The sequence below is a fragment of the Geodermatophilus sp. URMC 62 genome, assembly GCF_052931475.1.
Genome location: NZ_JBRFHY010000001.1, coordinates 3,217,096 through 3,241,984, shown reverse-complemented (window position 1 = coordinate 3,241,984; position 24,889 = coordinate 3,217,096). Strand labels below are relative to the sequence as shown.

The 24,889-nt window shown below is 72.7% G+C and carries 19 protein-coding genes, 2 tRNA genes and 1 pseudogene; 8 read left to right on the top strand and 14 right to left on the bottom strand.

Annotated features, from left to right (window positions below; all coding sequences use genetic code 11):
* Positions 1–33 precede the first annotated feature (33 nt).
* A complete protein-coding gene (gene valS, locus ACU616_RS15845; RefSeq protein ID WP_446759401.1) occupies positions 34–2,619 on the top strand; it encodes a valine--tRNA ligase in 2,586 nt (861 codons plus the stop codon).
* A gap of 105 nt (positions 2,620–2,724) precedes the next feature.
* Here the strand turns inward: valS and ACU616_RS15840 are convergent, their stop codons facing one another.
* From ACU616_RS15840 to ACU616_RS15810, 7 genes are all read right to left on the bottom strand, one after another.
* The gene (locus ACU616_RS15840; protein WP_446759400.1) at positions 2,725–3,654 is read right to left on the bottom strand and encodes an oxygenase MpaB family protein; all 930 of its coding nucleotides are present in this window, start codon (positions 3,652–3,654) and stop codon (positions 2,725–2,727) included.
* Positions 3,655–3,826: 172 nt separating this feature from the next.
* Positions 3,827–5,101 carry an ATP-dependent Clp protease ATP-binding subunit ClpX gene (gene clpX / locus ACU616_RS15835; protein WP_446759399.1) on the bottom strand — a complete coding sequence of 425 codons (1,275 nt, stop codon included), beginning with the start codon at positions 5,099–5,101 and terminating at the stop codon, positions 3,827–3,829.
* Between the two features lie 305 nt (positions 5,102–5,406).
* Positions 5,407–6,033: an ATP-dependent Clp protease proteolytic subunit gene (locus ACU616_RS15830; RefSeq protein WP_446759398.1), complete on the bottom strand. Its 627-nt coding sequence runs from the start codon at positions 6,031–6,033 to the stop codon at positions 5,407–5,409.
* Between the two features lie 18 nt (positions 6,034–6,051).
* Positions 6,052–6,687, bottom strand: a complete 636-nt coding sequence (locus tag ACU616_RS15825) for an ATP-dependent Clp protease proteolytic subunit (protein ID WP_446759397.1) — start codon at positions 6,685–6,687, stop codon at positions 6,052–6,054.
* A gap of 271 nt (positions 6,688–6,958) precedes the next feature.
* Positions 6,959–8,455, bottom strand: a complete 1,497-nt coding sequence (tig, locus tag ACU616_RS15820; RefSeq protein WP_446759396.1) for a trigger factor — start codon at positions 8,453–8,455, stop codon at positions 6,959–6,961.
* Positions 8,456–8,543: 88 nt separating this feature from the next.
* A tRNA-Pro gene (locus ACU616_RS15815) sits at positions 8,544–8,617 on the bottom strand.
* A 14-nt stretch (positions 8,618–8,631) separates the two neighbouring features.
* Positions 8,632–10,095, bottom strand: a complete 1,464-nt coding sequence (locus ACU616_RS15810; RefSeq protein ID WP_446759395.1) for an amidase — start codon at positions 10,093–10,095, stop codon at positions 8,632–8,634.
* 45 nt (positions 10,096–10,140) lie between these two features.
* Here ACU616_RS15810 and ACU616_RS15805 point away from each other — a divergent pair.
* Positions 10,141–10,214: transfer RNA gene (locus ACU616_RS15805), tRNA-Gly, on the top strand.
* 376 nt (positions 10,215–10,590) lie between these two features.
* On the opposite strand, the gene ACU616_RS15800 is transcribed toward ACU616_RS15805, so the two are convergent.
* Positions 10,591–10,932 (bottom strand): darcynin family protein, encoded by a 342-nt coding sequence (locus tag ACU616_RS15800; protein WP_446759394.1) that lies wholly within the window; start codon positions 10,930–10,932, stop codon positions 10,591–10,593.
* Positions 10,933–10,971: 39 nt separating this feature from the next.
* Between ACU616_RS15800 and ACU616_RS15795 the strand changes: the two genes are divergently transcribed.
* Positions 10,972–11,556, top strand: coding sequence for a TetR/AcrR family transcriptional regulator (locus ACU616_RS15795; protein ID WP_446759393.1), 585 nt, complete (start codon positions 10,972–10,974; stop codon positions 11,554–11,556).
* Between the two features lie 140 nt (positions 11,557–11,696).
* Here ACU616_RS15795 and ACU616_RS15790 read toward each other — a convergent pair whose 3' ends face one another.
* From ACU616_RS15790 to ACU616_RS15775, 4 genes are all read right to left on the bottom strand, one after another.
* Positions 11,697–12,314, bottom strand: a complete 618-nt coding sequence (locus ACU616_RS15790; protein WP_446759392.1) for a hypothetical protein — start codon at positions 12,312–12,314, stop codon at positions 11,697–11,699.
* 484 nt (positions 12,315–12,798) lie between these two features.
* Positions 12,799–13,431 carry a hypothetical protein gene (locus tag ACU616_RS15785; RefSeq protein ID WP_446759391.1) on the bottom strand — a complete coding sequence of 211 codons (633 nt, stop codon included), beginning with the start codon at positions 13,429–13,431 and terminating at the stop codon, positions 12,799–12,801.
* Between the two features lie 197 nt (positions 13,432–13,628).
* Complete coding sequence (locus ACU616_RS15780) at positions 13,629–14,444, bottom strand: hypothetical protein (protein WP_446759390.1); 816 nt, start codon at positions 14,442–14,444, stop codon at positions 13,629–13,631.
* The gene (locus ACU616_RS15775) at positions 14,441–15,376 is read right to left on the bottom strand and encodes an ATP-binding cassette domain-containing protein (RefSeq protein WP_446759389.1); all 936 of its coding nucleotides are present in this window, start codon (positions 15,374–15,376) and stop codon (positions 14,441–14,443) included. The genes ACU616_RS15780 and ACU616_RS15775 overlap by 4 nt, the downstream gene beginning before the upstream one ends.
* Positions 15,377–15,551: 175 nt before the next feature.
* Here ACU616_RS15775 and ACU616_RS15770 point away from each other — a divergent pair, with 175 nt between their 5' ends.
* Complete coding sequence (locus ACU616_RS15770) at positions 15,552–16,232, top strand: response regulator (RefSeq protein ID WP_446759388.1); 681 nt, start codon at positions 15,552–15,554, stop codon at positions 16,230–16,232.
* A 119-nt stretch (positions 16,233–16,351) separates the two neighbouring features.
* Here ACU616_RS15770 and ACU616_RS15765 read toward each other — a convergent pair whose 3' ends face one another.
* Together ACU616_RS15765 and ACU616_RS15760 are read right to left on the bottom strand one after the other, a co-directional pair.
* On the bottom strand, positions 16,352–16,777 hold the full coding sequence (locus ACU616_RS15765) for a response regulator (protein WP_446759387.1): 426 nt from the start codon (positions 16,775–16,777) through the stop codon (positions 16,352–16,354).
* Positions 16,778–17,197: 420 nt separating this feature from the next.
* Positions 17,198–18,193 (bottom strand): CPBP family intramembrane glutamic endopeptidase, encoded by a 996-nt coding sequence (locus ACU616_RS15760; RefSeq protein WP_446759386.1) that lies wholly within the window; start codon positions 18,191–18,193, stop codon positions 17,198–17,200.
* Between the two features lie 367 nt (positions 18,194–18,560).
* Between ACU616_RS15760 and ACU616_RS15755 the strand changes: the two genes are divergently transcribed.
* The 4 genes and pseudogenes from ACU616_RS15755 (at position 18,561) to ACU616_RS15740 (ending at position 24,859) form a co-directional block, all read left to right on the top strand.
* Entirely contained in the window at positions 18,561–19,775 is a 1,215-nt protein-coding gene (locus ACU616_RS15755) for a sensor histidine kinase (protein ID WP_446759385.1), read from the top strand.
* Positions 19,772–21,895 (top strand): hypothetical protein, encoded by a 2,124-nt coding sequence (locus ACU616_RS15750; RefSeq protein WP_446759384.1) that lies wholly within the window; start codon positions 19,772–19,774, stop codon positions 21,893–21,895. Before ACU616_RS15755 ends, ACU616_RS15750 begins: the two co-directional genes overlap by 4 nt.
* Positions 21,896–22,227: 332 nt before the next feature.
* Positions 22,228–22,368, top strand: a pseudogene (locus ACU616_RS15745) (IS3 family transposase); the annotation flags it as partial.
* A gap of 478 nt (positions 22,369–22,846) precedes the next feature.
* Complete coding sequence (locus ACU616_RS15740; RefSeq protein WP_446759383.1) at positions 22,847–24,859, top strand: transglycosylase domain-containing protein; 2,013 nt, start codon at positions 22,847–22,849, stop codon at positions 24,857–24,859.
* Positions 24,860–24,889: the final 30 nt, after the last annotated feature.

Here is a 24,889-nt window from a genome sequence, read left to right as displayed (position 1 = left end):
GATGCCAGCCGCCGGGTTCCTAGGATGGAGGCCATGGCCGCCGACACCAGCACCCCGGTCACCACGCCCCCGGGAGCCGGGGCCGGGGTACCCGACAAGCCCACCCTGGACGGTCTCGAGGACACCTGGGTCCCCCGCTGGGCCGAGCAGGACACCTACGCCTTCGACCGGGAGGCGGCGCTGGCCGCGCCGCGCGAGCAGGTGTACTCGATCGACACCCCGCCGCCGACCGTCAGCGGGTCACTGCACGTGGGGCACGTGTTCAGCTACACCCACACCGACATCGTCGCCCGCTACCAGCGCATGCGCGGCAAGCACGTCTACTACCCGCTGGGCTGGGACGACAACGGCCTGCCCACCGAGCGGCGGGTGCAGAACTACTACGGCGTCCGCTGCGACCCCTCGCTGCCCTACGACCCGTCCTTCGAGCCCCCCGCGAAGCCCGGCAAGGAGCAGGTGCCGGTGTCCCGGCGCACCTTCGTCGAGCTGTGCATGCGGCTGACCGAGGAGGACGAGCGCGACTACGAGCAGCTGTGGCGCCGGGTCGGGCTGTCGGTCGACTGGTCGGACGTCTACCGGACGATCTCGGAGACCTCCCGCGCCACCGCGCAGCGGATGTTCCTGCACAACCTGGCCCGCGGGGAGGCCTACGCGCAGGAGGCGCCGACCCTCTGGGACGTCACCTTCCGCACCGCCGTGGCGCAGGCCGAGCTCGAGGACCGCGAGCGCCCCGGCGCCTACCACCGCATCTCGTTCCACTCCTCCGACGGCCCGGTGTTCATCGAGACCACCCGGCCCGAGCTGCTGCCGGCGTGCGTCGCGCTGGTCGCCCACCCCGACGACGAGCGGTACCAGCCGCTGTTCGGCCAGACCGTGCGGACGCCGGTGTTCGGCGTCGAGGTCCCGGTGGTGGCGCACCGCCTGGCCGAGCCGGACAAGGGCTCGGGCATCGCGATGATCTGCACCTTCGGCGACCTCAACGACGTCACCTGGTGGCGGGAGCTGCAGCTGCCCACCCGCGCGATCGTGGGCTGGGACGGCCGGCTGGTCCCCGACGCGCCGTCCGGCGTGCCGGCGGAGCCCTACGCCGAGCTGGCCGGGAAGACGTCGTTCAGCGCGCAGCAGCGGATGGTGGAGATGCTGCGCGAGTCCGGCGACCTGCACGGCGAGCCGACGACCATCACCCACCCGGTGAAGTTCTACGAGAAGGGCGAGCGGCCGCTCGAGATCGTCACCACGCGGCAGTGGTACATCCGCAACGGCGGGCGCTCCCCCGAGCTGCGCGACGCGCTGATCGCCCGCGGCCGGGAGATCCAGTGGGTGCCCGAGCACATGCGCTACCGCTACGAGAACTGGGTGGAGGGCCTCAACGGCGACTGGCTGATCAGCCGCCAGCGGTTCTTCGGCGTCCCGTTCCCGGTCTGGTACCGGCTCGACCCCTCCGGCGAGCCGGACCACTCCGCGCCCATCCTCGCCGACGAGGCCACGCTGCCGGTCGACCCGTCGTCCGACGTGCCGCCGGGCTTCGAGGAGTCCCAGCGCGGCGTCCCGGGCGGGTTCGTCGCCGACCCCGACGTCATGGACACCTGGGCGACGTCGTCGCTGTCGCCGCAGGTGGCCTCGCGCTGGGACACCGACCCGGAGCTGTTCGCGCACGTCTTCCCGATGGACCAGCGGCCGCAGGCGCACGACATCATCCGGACCTGGCTGTTCTCCACCGTCGTCCGCTCGCACTTCGAGTTCGACGCGGTGCCCTGGACGCACGCCACCATCTCCGGGTTCGTCGTCGACCCCGACCGCAAGAAGATGTCGAAGTCCAAGGGCAACGTCGTGACGCCGATCGACGTGCTCGAGCGCTACGGCACCGACGCGGTGCGCTGGCGGGCGGCCGGTGCCCGGCCGGGGGCGGACTCGCCGTTCGACGAGGCGCAGATGAAGGTCGGCCGGCGGCTGGCCATGAAGATCCTCAACGTCGGCAAGTTCGTGCTGGGCCTCGGGGTCACCGCGGACCTCGCCGCCGAGCAGGTCACCGAGCCGCTGGACCTGGGGCTGCTCGCGTCGCTGGCGTCGGTGGTGGACGAGGCGACCGCGGCGATGGAGGCCTACAACTACACCCGCGCGCTCGAGGTCACCGAGGCGTTCTTCTGGTCGTTCTGCGACGACTACGTGGAGCTGGTGAAGTCCCGCGCGTACGGCACCGGGCCGGGGGCGGCTTCCGCCCAGGCGGCGCTGGCGCTGGCGCTGTCGGTGCAGCTGCGGCTGTTCGCGCCGGTGCTGCCCTTCGTCACCGAGGAGGTCTGGTCGTGGTGGCAGGCGGGCTCGGTGCACCGGGCGTCGTGGCCGGCCGCGTCCGAGCTGCCCACGGGTGGGGATCCCGCGGTGGTGCCGGCGGTGGCCAGCGCGCTGGCCGGCGTCCGCAAGGCCAAGTCCGACGCGAAGGTGTCGATGCGCGCCGACGTCTCCTCGGCCACGGTGACCGCGCCGGCCGGGCAGGTGGCGCTGGTGGAGGCCGCGCGCGGTGACCTGACCGACGCCGGGCGGATCGCGTCGCTGGAGGTCGTCGCCGGCGAGGGTCCGCTGACCGTCGACGTCGCCCTGGCCCCGCCCGCCGAGAGCTGATCCGTGCGCCACGATCAGGGGACCTGATCGTGACGCGTCCTCCCTCACGTTCCACGGTGAGGGAGGACGCTCGATGATCAGGTCCCCTGATCGTCGCGTGGCGGCTCAGGCGGCCGGCTCGGCGGCCCAGTCGGGCGGCGGGCCGAGGCCCAGGCGCCAGCGGGCAGACTCCTCCGACGGGCTGCGGCCGCCCAGCGCGAGGCGGAGCGCCCGCAGCTGCAGCCGGGTCACCGTGAGCTGGGCGGCGCCACCGCGGTCGCGGCCGGGCACGCCGGCACACCCGGCCACCGTGGGCGAGACCAGGTGCGCTGCGGCGCCGGACAGGCCCCGGTAGAACACCCGCTCGGGCGGGCTCAGCCCCGGCGGGGCGGCGAGGAAGGCGCGCAGCTCGCCGGGGACCGGCGCCAGCTCCGGCCGGTACGCAGCGAGCGCCTCGGCGAGCTCGGCGGCGCTGGCCGGGAGGTCGGTGGCGCCCAGTTCCCGTGCGCTGCGCGCCCACTCGCCGACGTAGACGTCGGGCCAGCCCCGCCCGAAGCGCGCGGTGAGGTCCTGCCCGACGGCCCGCTGGGCGGCGAGGAAGGCGTCGGTGAAGGCCAGGTGCACCCAGCGCAGCAGCACCGGGTCGGACGCGGAGTACGGCCGGCCGTCGACGCGCCCGCGGACGCGGGTGTGCATCCCGCGCACCCGGGCGGCCTCGCGCCCGGCGAGCTCGGCGGAGCCGAAGGTGCTCACCACCAGCCAGCGGGCGGTGCCGGCCAGCCGCTTCCACGGGTCCTCGCGGTAGGCGGAGTGGCGCTGCACGCCGGCGAGCGCGAGGGGGTGCGCCGCCTGACCGAGCAGCGCGGCGACCCCGCCGACGAGCGTGGACAGGTCGCCGTGCACCCGCCACACCACGCCGTCGGGCTCGAACCAGCCGGGGCCCTCGCCCACGCGCGCGATGTCGCGGACCCACTCCGGTGCGCCGGTGGGGTCGCCCGAGACGCGGGCGCGGAACGCTGCGCGCGCGGCGTCGGGCAGGGCGGTGAGGGCGCGCACCTCCGCCAGCGTGCCAGCTCACTGTCGGGGTCGCCGCCCGACCGGAGGGTGTATGCCGGCGCCCTGTTCGGAGCGCCGGAACGGGGATCGGGCGCACACGCTCCGGACCACCGACGCGAGCGAGCCCGCCCCCGGGGTCGGGGACGGGCTCGCTCGGCGGGACGTCAGTGCGTCAGGCGCTCTTCTCGCGGCGCTCGCGGGTGGGCTTGCGGGGCACGATCGTCGGGTTCACGTGCTCCAGCACGACCTCCTTGGTGATCATCACGGAGGCGACGTCGTCGCGGCTGGGCACCTCGTACATGACCGACTGCAGCACCTCCTCCATGATCGCGCGGAGCCCGCGGGCGCCGGTGCCACGGAGGATGGCCTGGTCGGCGATCGCCTCGAGGGCGTCGTCACTGAACTCCAGGTCCACGCCGTCGAGCTCGAACAGCCGCCGGTACTGGCGCACCAGGGCGTTCTTCGGCTCGGTGAGGATGCTGATCAGCGCCTCGCGGTCGAGGGCCTGCACGCTGGTGATCACCGGGAGCCGGCCGATGAACTCGGGGATCATCCCGAACTTCAGCAGGTCCTCGGGCATGACCTCGGCGAACGCGCTGGAGGCCTCGATCTCCTTCTTGCCGCGGATCTCCGCGCCGAAGCCGATCCCCTGCTTGCCGACCCGCTGCTCGATGACCTTCTCCAGGCCGGCGAAGGCACCGCCCACGATGAACAGCACGTTCGTCGTGTCGATCTGGATGAACTCCTGGTGCGGGTGCTTGCGGCCACCCTGCGGCGGCACCGACGCCGTCGTCCCCTCGAGGATCTTCAGCAGCGCCTGCTGCACGCCCTCACCGGAGACGTCGCGGGTGATCGACGGGTTCTCGCTCTTGCGGGCGATCTTGTCGACCTCGTCGATGTAGATGATCCCGGTCTCGGCGCGCTTGACGTCGTAGTCGGCGGCCTGGATCAGCTTGAGCAGGATGTTCTCGACGTCCTCGCCGACGTAGCCGGCCTCGGTCAGCGCCGTGGCGTCGGCGATGGCGAAGGGGACGTTGAGCATCCGTGCCAGCGTCTGCGCCAGGTGGGTCTTGCCGCACCCGGTGGGGCCCATCAGCAGGATGTTGGACTTGGCGAGCTCGACCGACTCGTCACGGCCGGCGCGCTCACCGCCGGCCTGCACCCGCTTGTAGTGGTTGTAGACGGCGACGGCGAGGGTCCGCTTGGCCTTCTCCTGGCCGATGACGTACTGCTCGAGGAAGTCGTGGATCTCGCGGGGCTTGGGCAGCTCGTCGAACTTCAGGTCCGACGACTCCGAGAGCTCCTCCTCGATGATCTCGTTGCAGAGGTCGATGCACTCGTCGCAGATGTAGACCCCGGGGCCCGCGATGAGTTTCTTGACCTGCTTCTGGCTCTTGCCGCAGAACGAGCACTTGAGCAGGTCACCGCTCTCACCGATTCGTGCCACCTGCTGACCTCCACCTCGGGGAAGCAGGTCCTGCGGAGACCGGACCTGCGGATGTGTGTCACTGACCTGCTCGTACTCGGCCCCGCTGGCGGCGGGTGCCGCGAGGGTGACCTCCCGGCGTCGCCGTCCGGGGATCGGACGGTTCCCGACGCTACCTGCCGCCGACGGCGCCGTGGGGCTGCGACGCCCCGGTGCGCCGAGGGCCGCCGGACCGCACGCCACTCCCGGCACTGCACCCCGAACGGTACGGGTCGAGCGCGCGACACGCGCGGACCCGAGCCGCACCGCCCGGGGAACGGCGATGGTCATGCCGGGAGCGCGTTGAGCTTCCGGCTCTGGATGACCTCGTCGACGATGCCGTACTCCTTGGCCTCGGTCGCGGTCAGGATCTTGTCGCGGTCGATGTCGGAGCGGACCTGCTCGGCCGACCGGCCGGTGTGCCGCGCGAGGATCTCCTCCATCTGCGTGCGCACCCGCTCGATCTCGGCGGCGTGGATCTCCAGGTCGGAGACCTGACCGCCGGCCTCACCCGAGGGCTGGTGGATGAGCACCCGCGAGTACGGCAGCGCCAGCCGCTTGCCCGGGGTCCCGGCCGCGAGCAGGACGGCGGCGGCGGAGGCCGCCTGGCCCATGCAGACGGTCTGGATGTCGGGCCGGACGAACATCATCGTGTCGTAGATGGCCATCAGCGACGTGAACGAGCCACCGGGCGAGTTGATGTAGATCGTGATGTCGCGGTCGGGGTCGGCCGACTCCAGCGTGATCAGCTGGGCCATCACGTCGTTGGCCGAGGCGTCGTCGATCTGCACCCCGAGGAAGATGATCCGCTCCTCGAAGAGCTTGTTGTACGGGTTGGACTCCTTCATGCCGTAGCTGGTCCGCTCCACAAAGGAGGGGAGGATGTAACGGCTGGAGGGCATCTCGAAGCTCATGTCAGTTCCTCCGAACCGTCAGTTGTCGGTGACCGGGTTGGTGCTGTCGGTCATGGCGGCACGGCTGACGACGTGGTCGACGAAGCCGTACTCGAGGGCCTCCTGCGCGGTGAACCAGCGGTCGCGGTCGGAGTCCTTCGCGATCTGCTCGATCGGCTGCCCGGTGTGGTAGGCCTGGAGCTCGTTGAGCTCCTTCTTCGTGCGGCGGAACAGGTCGGCCTGGATGGCGATGTCCGCGGCGGTGCCGCCGACGCCGGCCGAGGGCTGGTGCATCATGATCCGCGCGTGCGGCAGGGCGTAGCGCTTGCCCTTGGTGCCGGCGGTGAGCAGGAACTGGCCCATCGACGCGGCCAGGCCCATGCCGTAGGTCGCGACGTCGCAGTCGATGAACTGCATCGTGTCGTAGATGGCCATGCCGGCGCTGACCGAGCCACCGGGCGAGTTGATGTACAGGTGGATGTCCTGCTTGGGGTCCTCGGCCGACAGCAGCAGCATCTGCGCGGCCAGCTGGTTGGCGATGACGTCGTCGACCTGGGTGCCCAGGAAGATGATCCGCTCGCGCAGGAGACGCTCGTAGACCGAGTCGTTGAGGTTCATCCCCCCGGCGCCGCCCCGCATGAGCGGGGAGGTCGCCAGGTTCGGGTCGGTGCTCACGGGTGTGGTGACCTCCGTAGGACTGGGAGAGCAGTCGGTCTCGATGGGCGGGCTCGTGGGAGCGGGGCCGGACGGCCCGTGCGGGCCGTACCCCCGGCGCCCACCCCGAGTCACGTCGACCCTAACGCGCACCCCCGGGCCGGGAGTCCCGGCGCGGGGGCCTGTTCGCCGTCGGCGCAGCGCGCCCGGGCGAGCGGTGCCCGGGACGACGGACGCCGCCCTCCCCCGCTGCTGCAGGGGAGGACGGCGTCTGCACGTGGGTGCGGCGGGTTCAGCCCTTGGCGACGTCCCCGCTGTCCTCGGTGGCACCCTCGGTGGCCTCGACGGCGACCGCGGTCTGCACCTCGGCGTCGGGCGCGTCGTCGGCGTCCGTCCCGGTGATCTCGTCGGTGACGTCGTCGGTCTCGGCGTCCTCGGTGCCGGCGTCGGCCGCGGGGGCCGGGACCGTCTGCGGGCGGAGCGCGTCGAGGTCGACGACGTTGCCCGAGGCGTCGGTGATCGTCGTCTGCTCGAGCAGCTGGGCCAGGGCCTTGGTGCGGCGGACGTCGGCGACGAACTCGGCGATGTTGCCGCCCTGCTGCAGCTGCTGGGCGTACTGCTCGGGGCTCATCCGGCTGCGCGAGGCCTGGGCCATGATCTGCGCGGACAGGTCGTCGTTGTCGACGGTGATCTCGCGGGCGTCGGCGATCGCGTCGAGGACGAACTGGGTGCGGATGGCCTCCTCGATCTGCGTCCGCTGCTCGGCCTCGTAGGCCTCGCGGCTCTCGACGCCGGACATCTGCACGAAGGCGTCCCAGTCCATGCCGGCCTGCTGCAGCTCGGATTCCATCGCCCGGTTGCGCCACTCGATCTCGCGGTCGACCAGCCCGTCGGGGATCGGGACCTCGACGGCCCCGAGCAGGTGCTCGACCAGCTTGTCGCGGGCCTGGGTGCCCTGCTGCATGGTCTTGACCCGCTGCAGCCGGGTGCGGACGTCGTCGCGCAGCTCGGCCAGGGTGTCGAACTCGCTGGCGGTGGAGGCGAACTCGTCGTCGAGCTCGGGCAGCTCCTTGGCCTTCACCGAGCGGACGGTGACGGTGACCTGCGCCGTCCGGCCGGCGTGCGGGCCCTGCTGCAGCTCGGTGTCGAAGGTGGCGGTCCCGTCGGCGGACAGCCCGCGGACGGCGTCGTCGAGGCCCTCCATGAGCGAGCCGGAGCCGACCTCGTAGGACATGCCGCTGGTCGTGCCGTCCTCGAGCACCTCGTCGTCGACGCGGGCCTCGAGGTCGAGGGAGACGAAGTCGCCGTCCTGGGCGGGGCGCTCGACGCCGGTCAGCATCGAGAACCGCTCGCGCATGACCGAGACCTGCTGGTCGATCTCCTCGTCGGTGACCTCGACGTCGTCGACGGTCACGGCCAGCTCGTCGAGCGGGGGCAGCTCGAGCTTGGGGGCGACGTCGACCTCGGCGGTGAAGGCGAGGGTGTCGTTGTCGTCGAGGCGGGTGACCTCGATGTCGGGCTGGCCGAGGACGTGGACGGAGTTCTCGCGGACGACCTCGGAGTAGACCTCGGGGATCGCGTGCTGCACGACCTGCTCGAGGACGACGGGGCGGCCGATGCGCTGGTCGAGGACCCGGTTGGGCACCTTGCCCGGGCGGAAGCCGGGGACGCGCACCTGCTTGCCCAGCTCCTTGTAGACCTCGCCGAAGGCGTGGTCCAGGTCCCCCCAGGGCACCTCGATCGCCATCCGGACCCGCGTGGGGCCCAGTTCCTCGATGGTGCTCTTCACGCGCAGTGCTCCTCGATAGGACGGATTTCCGGAGGCGCCAGGGACCGGCGCCGGTCGACCCCCGAGTCTAGAGACGTCGCGGGCGGGGTCGGGGTGGCGGGATTCGAACCCACGGCCCCCCGCTCCCAAAGCGGGTGCGCTACCAAGCTGCGCCACACCCCGTGGCGGCAGCGAGTCTAGGCGCGCCCACCGGCAACGACCGCCGGACGCCGGTCTGCCCACGGCGCGGCCTCCTCCAGCGCCGCGGCCACGCGGACCAGCAGGTCCTCGCGGCCGGTGGCGGCGACGAGCTGGACGCCTACCGGCAGCCCGGCGCCGGTGGTGTGCAGCGGGAGGCTGACGGCGGGCTGACCGGTGACGTTGAGCTGGGCGGTCCAGGGGATGAAGGAGCCGATGCGGCGGCCCTCCTCGCGCGGGCCCGCGGCGGTGAACCAGCCCAGCTCCGGCGGCGGGGCCCCGACGGTCGGGGTGACCAGCAGGTCGAAGCCCTGCCCGCCGTCCTCGGCCGGCGTCCAGAAGGCGGCCATGCGGCGCGACCAGGAGGCCAGCCAGGCGCGGGCGGCGAGGTAGTCGGGGGCGGTCATGCGGTTGCCCACCGTCCGGTAGCGCGCGTTGCGGGGCTCGATCTCGTCGTCGGCGATCTCGCGGCCGATCAGCTGCTCGCGGTCGGCGATCGTGCGGGCGGTGTCGGCGGCGATGGTGGCGTTGAAGTAGCGCTGGAAGGCGTCCTCGAAGAAGGCGTCGGGCCCGGCCTCCTCGACGGCGCAGCCGAGGTCCTCGAGCAGTCGGCCGGTCGTCGTGACGGCGGTGCGGCACTCGGGGTCGTCGAGCCAGCGCTCGTCGGGCGGGGAGACGAGCAGGCCGACGCGCAGCCGGCCGACCGGGGCGCCGACCTCCTCACGCAGCGGGCGCGGCAGCGGCGGGGCGGCGTAGGGGTCGCCGGGCACGGGCCGGCCGATGACGTCGAGGACGGCGGCGGCGTCGCGGACGGTGCGGGTGACGACGCCGTCGACGGTGGCGCCGGCCCAGCCCTCGCCGACGTCGGGGCCTTGACTGACGCGGGCGCGGGTGGGCTTGAGGCCGACCAGGCCGCACTCGCCGGCGGGGATGCGGATGGAGCCGCCGCCGTCGCTGGCGTGCGCGACCGGCACCATCCCCGAGGCGACCGCCGCGGCCGAGCCGCCGCTGGAGCCGCCAGTGGAGCGGGTGGGGTCCCACGGGTTGCGGGCCGGGGCGTTGGCCGCGGGCTCGGTGGTGACCGTGGTGCCGAGCTCGGGGACGTTGGTGCGGCCGAGGACGACGAAGCCGGCTCGCCTGAAGGCGGTGGCGAGGTGGCTGTCGCGGGGCCAGCGTATGCGGGCCTGCTGCAGCGGGGCGAGGCCGTAGGCGGTCTCCTCCCCCGCCATGTGCGCGCCCATGTCCTTGAGCAGCAGCGGGACGCCGCGGAACGGGCCGTCGGGCAGGTCGCTCCTGACATCTTCCCTCGCGGCGTCGAACCGGTCGCGCAGAACGGCGTCCAGCTGCGGGTTCGTCTGCTCGATGCGCTCGATGGCGGCGTCGACGAGCTCGGTGGGGCTGGCCTCTCCCCCGCGGACGAGATCGGCGGAGGCGGTGGCGTCCAGCCACGTGGCGTCGGTCACGTCAGGAAGCTATCGACCCGGCCCGCTAGGCTGGGCCAGCACCTCGCGGGTGTAGCTCAATGGCAGAGCCCCAGCCTTCCAAGCTGGCCATGCCGGTTCGATCCCGGTCACCCGCTCCACGCGCTGTTGCAGCTCGCACGTCAGTCACCCGACTCAGCAGGCCATGGTTGGCCGAGTGCCGACACGGCGGCCTGGCCGGGCTCTCACCGGTCACCATGCAGCCCTACCACCACCGGTGCGACCGCCAGAACCTCCGCCGGCTGCCAAGACGGAGCTCTGCGTGGGCGTCCTCGACTGGCACCAGGGCAACATGACCGTCCGGCTCGGGTCGCCACCGCCCGCACGTGCCGCTCGGACCTCCCCGGCATGGACGCCCCGGCCGCCCGCCACGACGCCCTTCGCGGCCGGGCGTGGCACGGTGCCTGCACTGTGCGGCGTCGGCGCCTCCGGCGATCCGTCGGCCTCGCCGTGACACCGCCCTGCACGGAGGTGCGGTCAGTCCGCTGGGTGCTCGTAGTCGCGGAAGCCGTCCTCCGCCCCGACGAGCACTCGGTCGAGCCGGAACAGGGGATCGGCGAACAGACAGGTGTCTCGGAGCGCCTCCACCAGCCGGTTCCACTCCCGGAGGTCGTCGGTCTCGGCGATCAGGACATCGGACGATTCCGCACTGAACGCTTCGACGTCGACCCACCGGACGCGGACGGCGGGGTGGGCGGCGAGCACGGGTTCGACGTCGCGTCCGACGACCTCCTGTCGTTGCTCGCGGGACAGGGTCAACCACGCCGGCAGGGCGGTGAGGTGGAGGAAGGCCACATAGTGCAGTCCGTTGCCCGTCATGCGGCAGACCGTAGACGTAGCGATCGCTACACTCAAGGGGTGCCACGCCCTCGTGATGTCCGGCGCCGCGAGGACCTCCTCTCCCGCGCCCTGCCCTATCTGGCCGAGCACGGCGTGGCCGACCTCTCGTTGCGCCCGCTCGCTGCGGCCCTCGGCACCAGCGACCGGATGCTGCTGCACCACTTCGGCGACAAGGAGTCCCTGGTGGGACGTCTGCTCGAGTGGTCTCGACCGGACGTCGCAGCGCTGGCACTCGACGAAGGTGACGTCGCGTCGCTCGCCGGCAGGCTGTGGGCAGACCTGACCGGCGGAGGGCCGCAGCGACCGCGGGTGCGAATCCTGCTTGAGGTCATGGCCCTGGCGCTCACCCGAGCCGGCAGCTACCGGCAGTACGCGGTGGCGGCGGTGCGCGACTGGGTCGCGCCGATCGCGGAGGCACTGGTCCGGGACCTGGGCGAGGACCCCGCATCGGCCGAAGCCCGCGCCACCCTGCTCGTCAGCGGGCTGCGTGGGCTGGCGCTGGATCGGTTCGTCACCGGGGACGGCGCACGAACGGACGGAGCCGCAGCCCTGCTCATCGCAGCCGCGACGAAACGAGGCGGCGTGCCCGGCCCAGGGCCCTGAGCACGCCGGACTGCGCCGGTGCGGTGACTGCCGAGTGGACCGGCAGGGCCCGCAGCGCCGGAGCAGGTGCCGGAGCGCGCCGGGCAGGTCGTCACCCCTGGGCCCGGCGCGCATCGTCTCCCCTGTCAGCGTCTCCCCTGTCAGCGGCTTTGCAGCGCGTCCAGGGCCACGGCCATCGCGGCGGCCAGGCGGAAGTCCAGCCGCGGGTCCGGCACCGTCACCGTGTACCGGTCCTGCACTGTCTTCTGCCGCTCGCTCACCATCACGGTGGCGCCCGTGACGGTGTCCACGAAGTCGAAGTGGAAGACGAAGGGCACCCAGACATCGCCGACGACGGGCAGGAAGTCCCAGACCCGGCGGAGGACGGCGACGGCGGGACGGCGCTCCTGGCCGACCGCCTCCACTCCGGGTGCCGACAGGTGCCACGTCGAGCGCACGAGGCTGGCGGCGAAGTCCTTGCTGAAGCTGCCCAGCACGGCGCCGTTCTCGTCGTGGACGTCGTGCTGGGCTGAGACATCGAGCACCTGTCGTGCCTTGAAGGAGAACAACCGGCGGTTCCTCGCCTGGTCGGCGTAGAACGTGACCTCCTCCTTGAGCTGCATCCGCTTCTGCTCGGCGAAGGCCAGCAGGTCTCCCTCACTCCCGTCGGGGTTGGCGGCCACGATCTCGTAGCGGTTGACCATGACGGTGATCCGTTGCTTCACGAAGAAGGCCGGCACGACCGTCGCCGCCGGAGGCTGGTGGGTGGGGAGGTTCATGACGACTCCCTGACGTGTCCGCGAGGTGTGGGCGTCACCCATCCTCGGCCGCCTGCGGTGCCGGTCCCAGGCAGGTCGCCGCCCTCCTGGCACGGGTGGCACGGGCGCTGGCCTCGTGGCAGCCGCCCTGCCCGGGGGTGCTGGCACTCCGGCGCCCAGCGGCCTGACGCCCGCGACGGCCAGCACCGCGGGCGGTGAGCGGGAGGTCGACACCGCGGTGAGGACGCGTCCAGGACGGCCGACGAGCGTCCGCCGGTGCGCCACAACGCCAAGCAGGAACAGCCGGTCGTGGAAGACGTCCGAGGTGTCGAGCGCCGGAGCACCGTCGGGGTCTGGCCCGTCGTCGCTGGCGATGAGCGCCTGCGGGCTGGACGGCGGAGGCTGTGGGACGGGCGGCTGCTGGGTCGTCGGACCTGTCACGGCCGGACTCCTTCGAGGGCGCGTGCATGTGCGGACAGGCGGACGCCGATCGGTGCACCCGGCGCTAGACGGATGGGCGCCGTCGGCCGCGGAGGAGGGCCACGACCAGGAACGCGACTCCGGCCGCGGCGAGGATCCCGCTGCCGATCAGCACCGCCAGCGAGATGGAGAAGGCGTTCGGCAGTTCCAGCTGCACCTGGGCCGTGCTGGTCAGCTCGGGGGCGCCGTCGGCGTTCATCACGACGAGTCGGTAGGCGCCGTCCTGGACGGGCCAGTCGAGGTCGGCGATCGAGCGCGAGGTGGCCGAGGCGACCCAGAAGTCCTGTTCGCCCGGCGGCGACGCCGCCGCCGCGCCCGGCTCCGGCATGACGCTGAAGCGGAAGGGGTCCACCGAGAGGTCGGTGACCCGGTCCACGGCCACTCCGGACAGGTACTCGGCGACCGCGTCGGCCGGTCCCACCCCGATGAAGACCCCGGCCGGACCCGTGCTGGTCGCCGACACCCGGAGGGTGGGCGATCCGGTGATGCCGGCGATGCCCTCGATGTCCTCGATGTCCTCCATCGCGGCCACGTCGGTGAGCAGCGCAGCCGTGGAGGTGGACACCCTGTGGGTGCCGGAGTCGAGCGTGCCGCTCACTCCGAAGGCGACGATCACGGCGGTTGCGGCCGCGGCCGCGATGCCACCCAGAGCGGTCATGACCGTCCCGACGATGGCGAGCCCCGCACGTCGCCGGGTGGCCGGCTGCGCAGGCGGGCCCGGTGGTGGGCTGTGGGTGGTGATCATGACGGGCTCCAGGTGGGTGGTCGAGAGGTCGGTGGCCGAGCCGACCGCCGAGCAGGCGACCGGTGAGGACGACGAGGCCGGAGGCACCTGCGCGGCGCCATGGGGCGCGTTCAGGCGTCGCGGCGGACCAACGCAGCGGCGGCAGCACTGAGCGCGATCACGGCATAGAGGCTGAAGACGCCGAGGCCGGCCCAGGGCGACAAGACCCCGTCCAGGGAGCCGATCTGCATGATCGCGGAGCCGGCGTTGGTGGGGAGGTACGGCTCGGTCTGCGGTAGCAGCATGCCGAGGAGGGGCACCACGAACAGCAGGCCGAACAGAGCCGCCATGGCACCGATCGCGCTGCGCAGCAGCCAACCGAAGGCGACCCCCAGGACCGACGTGACGGCGAGGTACAGCGCGGAGCCAACGAGCGCTCGGAGCACTCCCGGGTCGCCCAGCGAGATGCTCACGTCCGAGGACGTGACGGCCTGTGCGGCGGAGAAGGAGACGAGTGCGGCCGCCAGCATCGCGACGAAGACGACGACCGCCGTCACGACGGTCTTGGCCCACAGCACGGACAGTCGCTGCGGCACGGCGGTGAGCGTGGCCCGGATGAGACCGGTGCTGTACTCACTGGTGACGACGAGGACCCCGAGGGCGGCGACCAGCACCTGGGTGAAGCTCACGCCGGTCAGCGCGGCGCCGAGCGGGTCCGTCCCGCCACCGCCGCCATCCGGCGGCGGGACGTCGGCGAGGGTGGCCGTCAGGGCGGCGGACAGGGCCGCCGCGACGATGCTCAGCACACTGACGACCAGGAGCCAGCGGACGGAGCGCGTGCTGCGCAGCTTGATGCCCTCCGCGGCCACGACTCGGCGTCGAGTGACCCGGAGGCCGGAGACGCGGCCGGCAGCGACTCCGGTCGCAGGGCGGTCGGTGGTGGTCATGCGGCGGCCCTCCAGGGGTCGGTGCGGTCGTGGGTGACGGCCCGGTACTGGGTCTCGTGCGCGGTCAGCGCCAGGTAGGCGTCCTCGAGCGAGGCGTGGACCGGGGTGAGCTCGGTCAGCAGGATCCCGGCCGCGAGTGCAGTCTCCGCGATCTCCGTGCTGGTGAGCCCTGCGATCGACAGGACGTCGGCTCCCGCCTGCGTGATCCCTGCGTCGCTCCCCGAGAGGAGGCGGGAGAGGTCCTCGGCCCGTGGACTGCGGACTCGGACCCGTCCCGATGCGGATGCGGTCATGTCCTCCATCGAGACGTCGGCCAGCAACCGCCCACGGCCCAGGATGACCAGGTGGTCGGCGGTCAGCGCCATTTCGCTCATCAGGTGGGAGGAGACGAAGACCGTGCGTCCCTCGGCGGCCAGGCCGCGCAGGAACCGGCGGATCCAGCGGATGCCGTCGGGATCCAGCCCGTTCACCGGCTCGTCCAGCAGGACGACGGCGGGGTCGCCGAGAAGAGCGGCGGCGATGCCCAGGCGCTGCGCCATGCCGAGGGAGAACCCACCGACGCGCTGGTCGGCGACCTCCCCGAGGCCCACCATGCCGAGGACCTCGTCCACGCGGCCCCGGCCGATGCCGTTGGTCACGGCCAGAGCTCGCAGGTGCGTGACCGCGCTGCGCCCCGGGTGCGTGGCCTTCGCGTCCAGCAGGGCCCCGACCTCGCGCATCGGGGCCGGGTGGTCGGCGTAGCGCCGTCCGGCGACGAGGACCTCCCCGCCGGTGGGACGGTCCAGCCCGACGATGGTGCGCATCGTCGTGGACTTCCCTGCCCCGTTGGGGCCGAGGAACCCCGTCACCATCCCGGGGTGCACGGTCACGGTCAGGTCGTCGACCGCGCGGGTGGGGCCGTAGACCTTGGTCAGGTTGCGGATCTCGATCATCGTTGCCCCTTCGTCGTCGTGGCAGCGGACGTGCAACGTGACGAGGACGCTAGGAAGACCGGAGGAGCGGCAGCAGCCTGCGAGCACCACGATCGGGCGGAAGCGAGCCTCCGGGCCGCGGGTGCTGGCGCCCCGAGGGGGTGATACGAGCCGCCCCCGCCGATACGGTTCCGCAATGGCCCTGCGGGTGGTGCTCGCCGATGACAACTTCCTGGTCCGCCAGGGCACGGCGGCGCTCCTCGCCGAGGCCGCGGACGTCGAGGTCGTCGCGCTGGCCGAGGACGGTCCGTCACTCCTGCGAACCGTTCGGGCGACCGAACCCGACGCGGTGCTCACCGACATCCGCATGCCCCCCACCTGGACCGACGAGGGCCTGCAGGCGGCCAAGCAGATCCGCCACGACCATCCCGGCACCGGCGTGGTCGTGCTGTCCCAGTACGCCGAGCCCGACGACGTCATGGACCTGTTGTCCGGCGGCGTGGCGGGGCTGGGCTACCTGCTCAAGGAGCGGCTCGCCCGCCTCGACGAGCTCGTGGCCGCGCTGCAGGCGGTGTGCCGTGGCGGTTCCGCGCTGGATCCGCACGTGGTGGAGGCACTCGTGACCCGCCGCCAGGACGAGGACCGCTCGCCCCTTGCCGCGCTCTCCGAGCGTGAGTTCGCCGTGCTGCGGGAGATGGCCACCGGCAAGAGCAACGCCGCGATTGCCCGCGCACTGTACGTGAGCGAACGGGCAGTTGAGAAGCACACCAACGCGCTGTTCGCCAAACTCAGCGTGAGCGAGGAGCCCGACGTCAACCGTCGGGTGCTCGCCGTCCTCCGGTTCCTCGAGGCCACCCCTCCGAGCCGAACTGCGTAGGTGTCCCTGGAGCCCACTGCGTGCTGGTTCTCGTGAGCCAGTCGGTCCGGGGCCGGCGGCCCGACGATCCGGCGTCCGGCTCCCAGCTGGTCACCGACCGGGCGACAGGCCGTCGGCGGTCAACGGGACGAGGTGCTCGATCCGGACGGATCCGTCGAGTTTCCGGCGGTGCTGCCGCTCGACGTCAGCGCCCAGGCCGCGGCCAACCGATCCGGCCCGAACACCGACTTCTTGATGTAGGCAACGGCGCCGCACGAGCGAGCGGCGTCGCCGAACTCCTCCTCGTCGTGCGTGGACACCAGCACCACGACCGGAGGACGGGGCAGCACTGAGAGGCGGCGCGCGGCCTCGAGCCCGTCGATGCCGGGCAGCCCGACGTCCATGATCACCAGGTCCGGGAGGACGGCCCGTGCAGCCGTCAGGCAACTCTCGCCCGACTCGGCGGTGCCCGCGACGACGAAGGGGTCGGTCAGTTCGACGACGGTAGCCGCGGCCCGTCGGAAGGGCTCCTGGTCATCGACGATGAGCACCCGCACCTGGGCCACCAGCCATCACCTCTCCGCCCAGTGTCGCGGACACCGGCCGACCACACCCTCCTGCTCCCCACACCTGTCCGGGGTGCCAGCACCCCGGAGCAGCTGAGGATCGGCTGGTCGTGGTGGTCGAGGAACGACGTGCCCGCCGGCTCCAGCCACGCTTCCTGCCGCAGCCGCTCCGTGCGGGACGCGGGCGGAGCGGTCGGCGACCCCTGGGGCGACCAACCGCCGGTCACGAGCCCTGACCGTGCCCCCAGGTGCGCGGTCGGAGCGTCAGGGCGTCGAGCGCGCTCGAAGACGTCAACGACCTCCAGGCGCTCGTGGCCTGCCGCCCTGAGGTCATCACTGACGTGCCATCCAGTGACCACGCCGGCCTGCACGCCGCCAGGTGGCGCACAGTCGTTCACCACCTCGGCGGCGAACAGGGCACTAGACCTCGATCTGTCCCACCCGGTCGGTCACCTCCGCCCTGCGGGGCGATGGAACGGGTTCGACCTGGGCACGGTCAGACGGGCGCGGGACCTGCGCGTCCAGGCCGGCCCGCCCTCGGGTGGCGACGAGCACGGCGATGCCGATGACGACGAAGCTCAGCAGGTGGATGAAGCCCGCCAGGGCGGCGTCGGGGTAGAGCGCGGGGATCACGCCCGTGCCGAAGCCGAAACCCGCGCCGAGGGCCATGCCGTTACCGACGGCGTGCAGCAGGCCGACCACGAAGAGGCTGCCGGTCCGGTTGAAGGCCCACCCCATGACGATGCGGAACGTGACGGCCAGCAGGATCAGGATCCCGATCGTCAAGGCTCCCCTCGCCCCGGCGAGGACCACCAGGGAGACGTGGTAGAGCCCGAACAGCGGAGCGGTGAGCAGCGCGGCGCGCACCGCGCTGCTGTAGCGGTCCTGCAGACGGCGCTGGACGAAGCCCATCCAGCCCAGCTCCTCCCACCAGTTGTTGGGCAGGAAGGTCAGGACCGTCTGCAGCACGAAGCCGGTGAGCAGCACCGACGCGACGGACGCACCGGGGGCCGGGGGGCCGAACAGGGTCAGAGCCAGCACGGTGGCCACGACGGGCACCCCGAGAAAGGCCAGTGCGTACCAGCGCGCCGGCACGCCGACGGCGAAGGCGCTGCGCCAGTACGCCCGCAGACCCTCCGAGCCGTCCACGATCCGGGTGATGACCGCCGCCGGCAGGAACAGGCCGATGACCGAGCTGGCGCAGACGAAGGTCTGCCAGATCAGCGGTCGGGTCAGCACCTCGACGTCGTTGAGCGCCCCGATGACCGGGACGAAGGCGAGCGCCTGCCCCACGGTGAAGGCCCAGATCAGCCATGCGGTGAGCGGGCGGCGGCGGACGAACCGCACGATTGCGTTGCGAGAGGATGGCGGCGCGGCCCGCGTGGCCGCCACGTCGGTGTGCTGGAAGTCGTTCACTGGAACTCCTCGGCGGCGCCTCGGCCGGTCCCCGAACCGGGACCGGTGGCGAGGACGCTAGGAACGCCCCGAACGCCGCGGCAGTCGGTCAGCACCACACGTCGGGGCGGAGTCCCGCACCTCCCGGGAGGCTGGCTGCCCCGAAGCCGGTGGGCCAGTCCCCGTCGACGACCGCCGCCTCGTCGCCGTCCTCTTGCCCTCGACGCCCGGCCACACGTCTGCCGGAGCGCACGCGCCCGGGGTGCTGGCACCACCCCGGCGGGCGGCCAGGCCCCTGGGCAGGTCGCCGGCCCCCGGCCAGACTTACCGGGTGACCCCGGGCAGCCGACGGACTCCGCGCCCGGCCGTTGCCACGCCGGTGGTGCTGATGTGCCTCGCAGCGTTCGTCACGCTGGTCTACGCGGCGGTCGTGCTCGGCATCGGCGCGCTGCTGCACGAGACGCCCCCCAGCGTGCCGCTGGCGGTCCTGGCCACCGCGATCGTCGCGGTCACCCTGGAGCCGGTCCGACAGGCCCTGCACCGCCGCCTGGTCGGCTCCGCCTACGACCAGCTCGCCGACTTCAGCACCGAGATGACCCGCCCGCTGTCGTACGACGAGGTGTGCCCCCTGATGGCGCGGCTGCTGGCCGAGGCAACCGGCGCCGCCAGCGTCGAGGTCTGGCTCTTCGGTCCCGCGGGCGCTGAGGAGCTGGCCGCGCGCTGGCCGGTGGATGCCGAACCGGCCGACCGCTCCGCGCGGGGCATCCACGTGCACGACATCCTGCACGGCGGCCAGCGGCTGGGCCGCATCGTGCGGCGCGAGGGCGACGGCGGCGGGCTCAGCCCGGTCGAGCAGCGGCTGCTGGCCGATCTGCTCAGCTCGGCGGGCCTGGCGCTCCAGCATGCGCAACTCACGGCCCGTCTGCACCAGCAGATCGCAGAGAGCAGTGCGCGGGCCGAGGAGCTGCGCGTGTCGCGGCAGCGCATCGTCGCCACCGCCGACGCGGCTCGCTCTCGGCTGGAGCGCGACATCCATGATGGCGCTCAGCAGCACCTGGTGGCTCTGGCCGTGGGGCTGCGCATGGTCCGGATGGTCGCCGAGCGGGACCCGCAGCGGCTGCCCGTCCTGCTCGCCGATCAGGTGGCTGCCGCCCGGACCGCAGTCGCCACGCTCAGTGACCTGTCGCTGGGGGTGTATCCGCGCTCGCTGGCCGAGGAAGGCGTGGGGCGGGCGCTGCGCGCGGCGACCACCGCCAGCCCCGTACCGGTCCGACTGATCGACCGCACCGGCCGCCGCCTGCCGGGCGATGTGGAGGCGGCCGTGTACTTCTGTTGTCTCGAGGCCGTGCAGAACGCCGTCAAGCACGCCGACGCACGGCACATCGAGGTCCTGCTCGAGGACGACGACGACACGGTGCGCTTCGTGGTGTGCGACGACGGCGGCGGGCTGCCCGCCGGCACGCCGCCGTCCGGGTCGGGCTTGGCGAACATGCACGACAGGGTCGACGCGGCCGGCGGCGTGCTGACCGTCACCGGGCGGCCGGGAGCGGGCACCAGTGTCTCGGGCCGGATCCCCGTCCCGGCGGACGGTGCTGCGTCGTGATTCGCCCCGCCCTGGCCTGGGGCCTCGTCGCGATGACGGTGGCCTGCGTGGTCGCCCAGGTCGTGCTGCTGGTGGTGGCCGGGGTCCCGCTGATCTCACGCGAGGCGCTGACGAGGACCTTCCCCATCGTCCCGGTGGCAGTGGTCGTGGGCGCGGTGGTGGGGGCGCTCATCGTGGCGCGCCATCCGCGGCACCGCATCGGCTGGCTGTTCTGCATCGGCCAGGCGGGCGCGGCCATCGGACTGGCCGCACAGACCCTGGGCTCGACCGTCAGGGAGCACGGAGTGGGCTCGTCGGCGCGGGTCGGTGAGTGGGCTTGGTGGGTGGGGGGCCTGCTCGGCGCCCGCTTCGCGCTGACGCTCGTCGGCATCCTCCTGTTGCTGGCGCCGGACGGGCACCTGCCGTCCCCTCGCTGGCGGCCGGTCCTGGCACTGCAGGTGACGTCATTCGGGTCGGGCGTCGTGGGTCTGCTCCTCACGCCGCCGAGCCGGATGCCCGGGGACGCCCCGGGACCGCCAGATGCACTGAGCACGCAGCTCACGAGGCTCTCCGAGATCGGCCTCACCCTGGGCCTGCTCGGCGGGGCGGTCGCCCTGGTCGTCCGTCTGCGCCGAGCCCGAGGTGACGAGCGCCAGCAGCTGCGCTGGATCGCCGGTGCAGGGCTCACCCTCACCGCGGCGGTCACCGTCACGCTCGTCATCGGGCTCGTCCGAGGCAGCGCCGCTCCGCCCTACGTGCAGACCGTCTTCCTGCTCGGCTACCTCACCGTTCCGGTGGCGACCGGTGTGGCAGTGCTGCGCCACCGGCTCTACGACATCGACGTGATCGTCGGCAGCGCGGTGCGGCTGGCTGTGCTCGCCGCATTCGTGACCGCGGGCTACGTGGTGGTGGTCGTCGCGATCGGGACCGTCCTGGGTGGGGCGGGTTCGACCGTGTGGGCTTCCGTGCTCGCCTACGCGGTCGTCGCGCTGGCGTTCCAGCCCTTGCGCCGCCAGGTCGACCGGCTGGCGGACCGCATGGTCTACGGAACCCGGGCGGCACCCTATGACAGCCTCGCCGAGTTCAGCCGCCGCCTGGCGGCCAACAGCTCCGATCCCTCGGTGCTCACTCTCACGGCACGCGCCAGCGCTGAGGTCGCCGGGGCGGAACGGGCCGTCGTGCGAGTTGCGGTTGCCGGTGCCCCCGACCTCACCGCGAGCTGGCCGGACGGGCGCGGGCCGGCTCCGGCGACCTGCATCCCGGTCCGCCACGGCGACGAGTTCCTCGGTGAGATCGGCCTGACCCTGGCGCCGGGCCGGTCCCTGACCCGCGCGCAACGCCGACTGCTGGGCGAGTTCGCCGCCCAGGACGGCCTGGCCTTCCGCAACCTCGCCCTGACCGCCGCTCTGGAGGCACGAGCGGCGGAGGTCCTCCAGCAGACCGAGGAGCTGGCCGCGTCCCGCCGACGGCTGGTCAGCGCGGCCGACACCGAACGGGCGCTCGTGGCCGCCGCGATCCGGCGGGAGGTCATCGATCGGCTGACGCCGGTCCAGGACACACTCGGCCGCCTCGAGGTGCTCGACTGCGAAGCCGACGTCGTCGTGAGGAGCATGGACGAGTTGGAGAACGTGACCGGGACGGCCATCGACGCACTGCGTCTGATCACCGGGGGTGTCTTCCCCCCGCTGCTCGCCCGGCGAGGGCTGGCCGCGGCGCTCCAGTCGTTCGCCCGGAGGTCCACCCAGGAACCCGAGGTCGTCATCGGGGACGGGATCCGGGGGCGGCGGTTCCTCCCTGCAGTCGAAGCGGCCGCCTACTCGTGCTGTGTCGAGGCGGTGCGGGGCATGGCCCTCCGATCAGAGCTCAGGGTCGACGCCGCCGGGAACTGGTTGGTCATCTCCGCGCGGGGCCTGCGCGCCGGGACAGGTGGACGCGAACAGACGCTCGTGGACCGGGTCGAGGCGTTGGGAGGTCACGTGATCTCGGAGCCGTCCCCGGACGGCCGCTCGTCGCTGCGTGTGCTCCTCCCACTCGCCGACGACCAGGCACAGGACGGCCTCTCGCAGCCGGAGCCCCACGTGGAGCTGTACGGCAACGGAGGGCCGTCGCCCGCTCTGCCGGTGGCGGCAGCCCGCGGTTGATCCGGCGGCGCGTCGGTCCTCACACTGGCTCGGGCCGACGCGCCTCTGGAACTCCACGGCGCAGCGCGGTCACGGCGCGGCACTGCGGCCTCGCCCGCGGCCCCCGGCGCGCCGCAGCTGCATCCGCGAACGGCGGCACTCGATCGGCCTGGCCTCGCTGGAGGCGATCAGCAGCGTGCCCGCCGGAGTCCGTCGTGACGTCATCGCCGTGGCCCGCGAGGGCGAGGCGTCGGTTGCCCAGGTCGCCCGGGACTCCGGGCTCTCGGGGTCCTGCCAGCAGCACAGGCTGAAGATGCCGCCCGCGAGGTCGCCCGGCGCCGCCGACCTCGGGCGATCGCAGCAGGACCCGAGAGGAGCTGCGGCGAGCGATCACCACCTGGATCGAACGGACCCACCACCGCCGTCGCCGTCACCGCTGCGGCCGACTTCCACCGGGCGCACACGAGGCACGGACCCACGCCGCAGCAGCGGCCCGACCCCCACCGGAACGAGTCCACCGGATCCGGGCAGTCCCGGTCGGCGCGGCCACGGGAGATCTCGGAGGCGGAGGTCCCTGGATCGGCGGATGGGGCTCCAGCACCTCGGGCAGACAGAACGTGGTCCCGGTCCAGCGTGTGCTGTGTCCATCCGCGAGGACCGTCGACGTGGCTCACTGACCACCACACCATCGGCCCTCGCAGCTGGACGCCGCGGCGGTCGGCGCTCCGGGCTCCCACGGCGTCACCCTCCGCCACCAGGCGCTTCGCGAAGCGTGCTGGCGGTCCAGCCCTTCGGGTCACCGCGACACGTGAGCAACACGGCTCACGTAAGTTGCCGCTGATGTGGTCCTTTCGACGTTCGCGGTCCGCCGTCCTGGTGAGGCTGGCGTCAGCGGTGGTCGTGGCCGGAGCGCTGGTAGCTGCGCTCGCGCTCCCGTGGGCGGGCGGTGCCGGTGTCCTGGTGCAGAGCTCCGTGAGTTCGCCCGGCGAGCTGCCGGTCGCGCTGACGCAGGACGTGCCCGGGAACACCCGGGTGCTGGCCGCCGACGGGTCGCTGATCACCAGCTTCTACACCGACGACCGCACCCCCGTGCCCAGCGACCGGATCGCCGACATCGTGAAGCAGGCGCTGGTCGACATCGAGGACTCGCGCTTCTACCAGCACAACGGCCTCGACGTGGAGGGCACGCTGCGCGCCGCGGTGACCAACGCCGCCGCCGGCTCGGTGCAGGAGGGCGGCTCCTCGCTGACCCAGCAGCTGGTCAAGCAGACCCTGCTGGAGACAGCCGACACCGCCGAGGAGCGGCAGGCGGCCACCGAGCAGGACGGGCAGGCCGGTCTGGCGCGCAAGTTGCGCGAGGCGCGGCTGGCACTGGCCCTGGAGGAGACCTACTCCAAGGACGAGATCCTCACCCGCTACCTCAACCTCGTGTACTTCGGCCAGGGCGCCTACGGCATCCAGGCCGCCGCGCAGCGGTACTTCAGCGTCGACGCCGCCGACCTCGACCTGGCGCAGGCGGCGATGCTCGCCGGGCTGGTGCAGAGCCCGGTCAACGACGACCCGATCACCCACCCGGACAACGCGCAGACCCGGCGCAACCAGGTGCTGCAGCGGATGTACGACCTCGGCCACATCACCGAGCAGGAGTTGACGGAGGTCTCGGCCTCGCCGGTCTCCGCCCGGCCGGGCGCCGCGTCGCCCAACGGCTGCATCGACGCCGTGATCGGCGGCTTCTTCTGCGCCTACCTGCAGCAGTACCTGACCCAGACCCTCGGCATCCCCGAGGAGACGCTCGACGCCGGCGGCCTGACCATCCGGACCACGCTGCGCCCGGACGTGCAGGCCGCCGGCGACGCAGCGGTGCTCAGCGTGCTGCCGATGGGCGACCCGCTGGCCGGCATGTACACCGCCGTGGAACCGGGCACCGGGCACGTGCTGGCGATGAGCGTCAACCGGGAGTACGGCTGCTCGGACCCGCAGTGCGAGTCCGTCGTCCTCAACACCGCCTACAGCCAGGGCGCCGGGTCGACCTACAAGGTCTTCACCGCCGCCGCCGCACTGGAACGGGGCATCCCCGCCGACCACACCCTGACCACGACCAACCCGTACGTCTCCCGGGTCTACACGAACAACGGCCGGCCCTACGTCGTGTACGCCTTCGCGAGCTCGGAGAAGCGGAGGTTGACCATGGAGGAGGCGCTCTACAGGTCCTCCAACCCCTACTTCATGGCGCTGCAGGACGAGTTGGGCAGCGTGGAGGGACCGGTGCGCGTCGCCGAGCGGATGGGCATGCACTTCACCGCCTCGTCGGCCGACCAGATCATCGGCGGGAACCGCGGGTCGTTCACCCTCGGCGCCGAGGCGACCAGCCCGCTGGACCTGGCCAGCGCCTACTCGACGCTGGCCGCCGGCGGCACCCAGTGCGACCCGACGCCGGTCACCGCCGTCCTCGACCGGAACGGTGAGCCGCTGACCGGGCCCGATGGGACGCCGATCGACACCGGGGACACCTGCACCGTCGGGGCCGTCTCGCCGGCGGTGGCCCACACCCTCGCCCAGATGATGCGCAAGGACGTCGAACCGGGCCACCCCGGACAGACCGCCCCGGCCGCCTTCGTCCCCGGCCACCAGATCGCGGGGAAGACCGGGACGACGCAGAACAACTTCTCGATCGCCTTCGCCGGCTACACGCCGCGGTACTCCGCCAGCGTGATGGTGCTCAACCCCAAGGCCAACCAGGACATCGGCGGGCAGGGGGGCGGCATGGGCGCCACCATCTGGCACAACGCCATGGCCCCCGTCCTGACCGGCGCCCCCATGGTCCCCTTCCCTCCCGCCGACCCGGTCCTCGCCGGCAGCACCGTCCCGGCCGGCCCGCCGCCCGGAGCGGCCACCCCGGCCCCCGACGCCGGCGGTGAGGCGACCGGGGACGACGGCGACCCGGCAGGCACCGGCACCGCACCCGATGACGGCGGTGCGGACTGACGGTGGACCGGGTGGGGATCCAGGAGCCGC

What these genes read in the sequence shown, in the direction of transcription:
- valS (WP_446759401.1), top strand. Translation starts at nt 34, where the DNA reads ATGGCCGCCGACACCAGCACCCCGGTCACCACGCCCCCGGGAGCCGGG.
- ACU616_RS15785 (WP_446759391.1), bottom strand. Translation starts at nt 13,431, where the DNA reads ATGACCGCTCTGGGTGGCATCGCGGCCGCGGCCGCAACCGCCGTGATC.
- ACU616_RS15780 (WP_446759390.1), bottom strand. Translation starts at nt 14,444, where the DNA reads ATGACCACCACCGACCGCCCTGCGACCGGAGTCGCTGCCGGCCGCGTC.
- ACU616_RS15770 (WP_446759388.1), top strand. Translation starts at nt 15,552, where the DNA reads ATGGCCCTGCGGGTGGTGCTCGCCGATGACAACTTCCTGGTCCGCCAG.
- ACU616_RS15755 (WP_446759385.1), top strand. Translation starts at nt 18,561, where the DNA reads ATGTGCCTCGCAGCGTTCGTCACGCTGGTCTACGCGGCGGTCGTGCTC.
- ACU616_RS15790 (WP_446759392.1), bottom strand. Translation starts at nt 12,314, where the DNA reads ATGAACCTCCCCACCCACCAGCCTCCGGCGGCGACGGTCGTGCCGGCC.
- ACU616_RS15800 (WP_446759394.1), bottom strand. Translation starts at nt 10,932, where the DNA reads ATGACGGGCAACGGACTGCACTATGTGGCCTTCCTCCACCTCACCGCC.
- ACU616_RS15775 (WP_446759389.1), bottom strand. Translation starts at nt 15,376, where the DNA reads ATGATCGAGATCCGCAACCTGACCAAGGTCTACGGCCCCACCCGCGCG.
- ACU616_RS15830 (WP_446759398.1), bottom strand. Translation starts at nt 6,033, where the DNA reads ATGAGCTTCGAGATGCCCTCCAGCCGTTACATCCTCCCCTCCTTTGTG.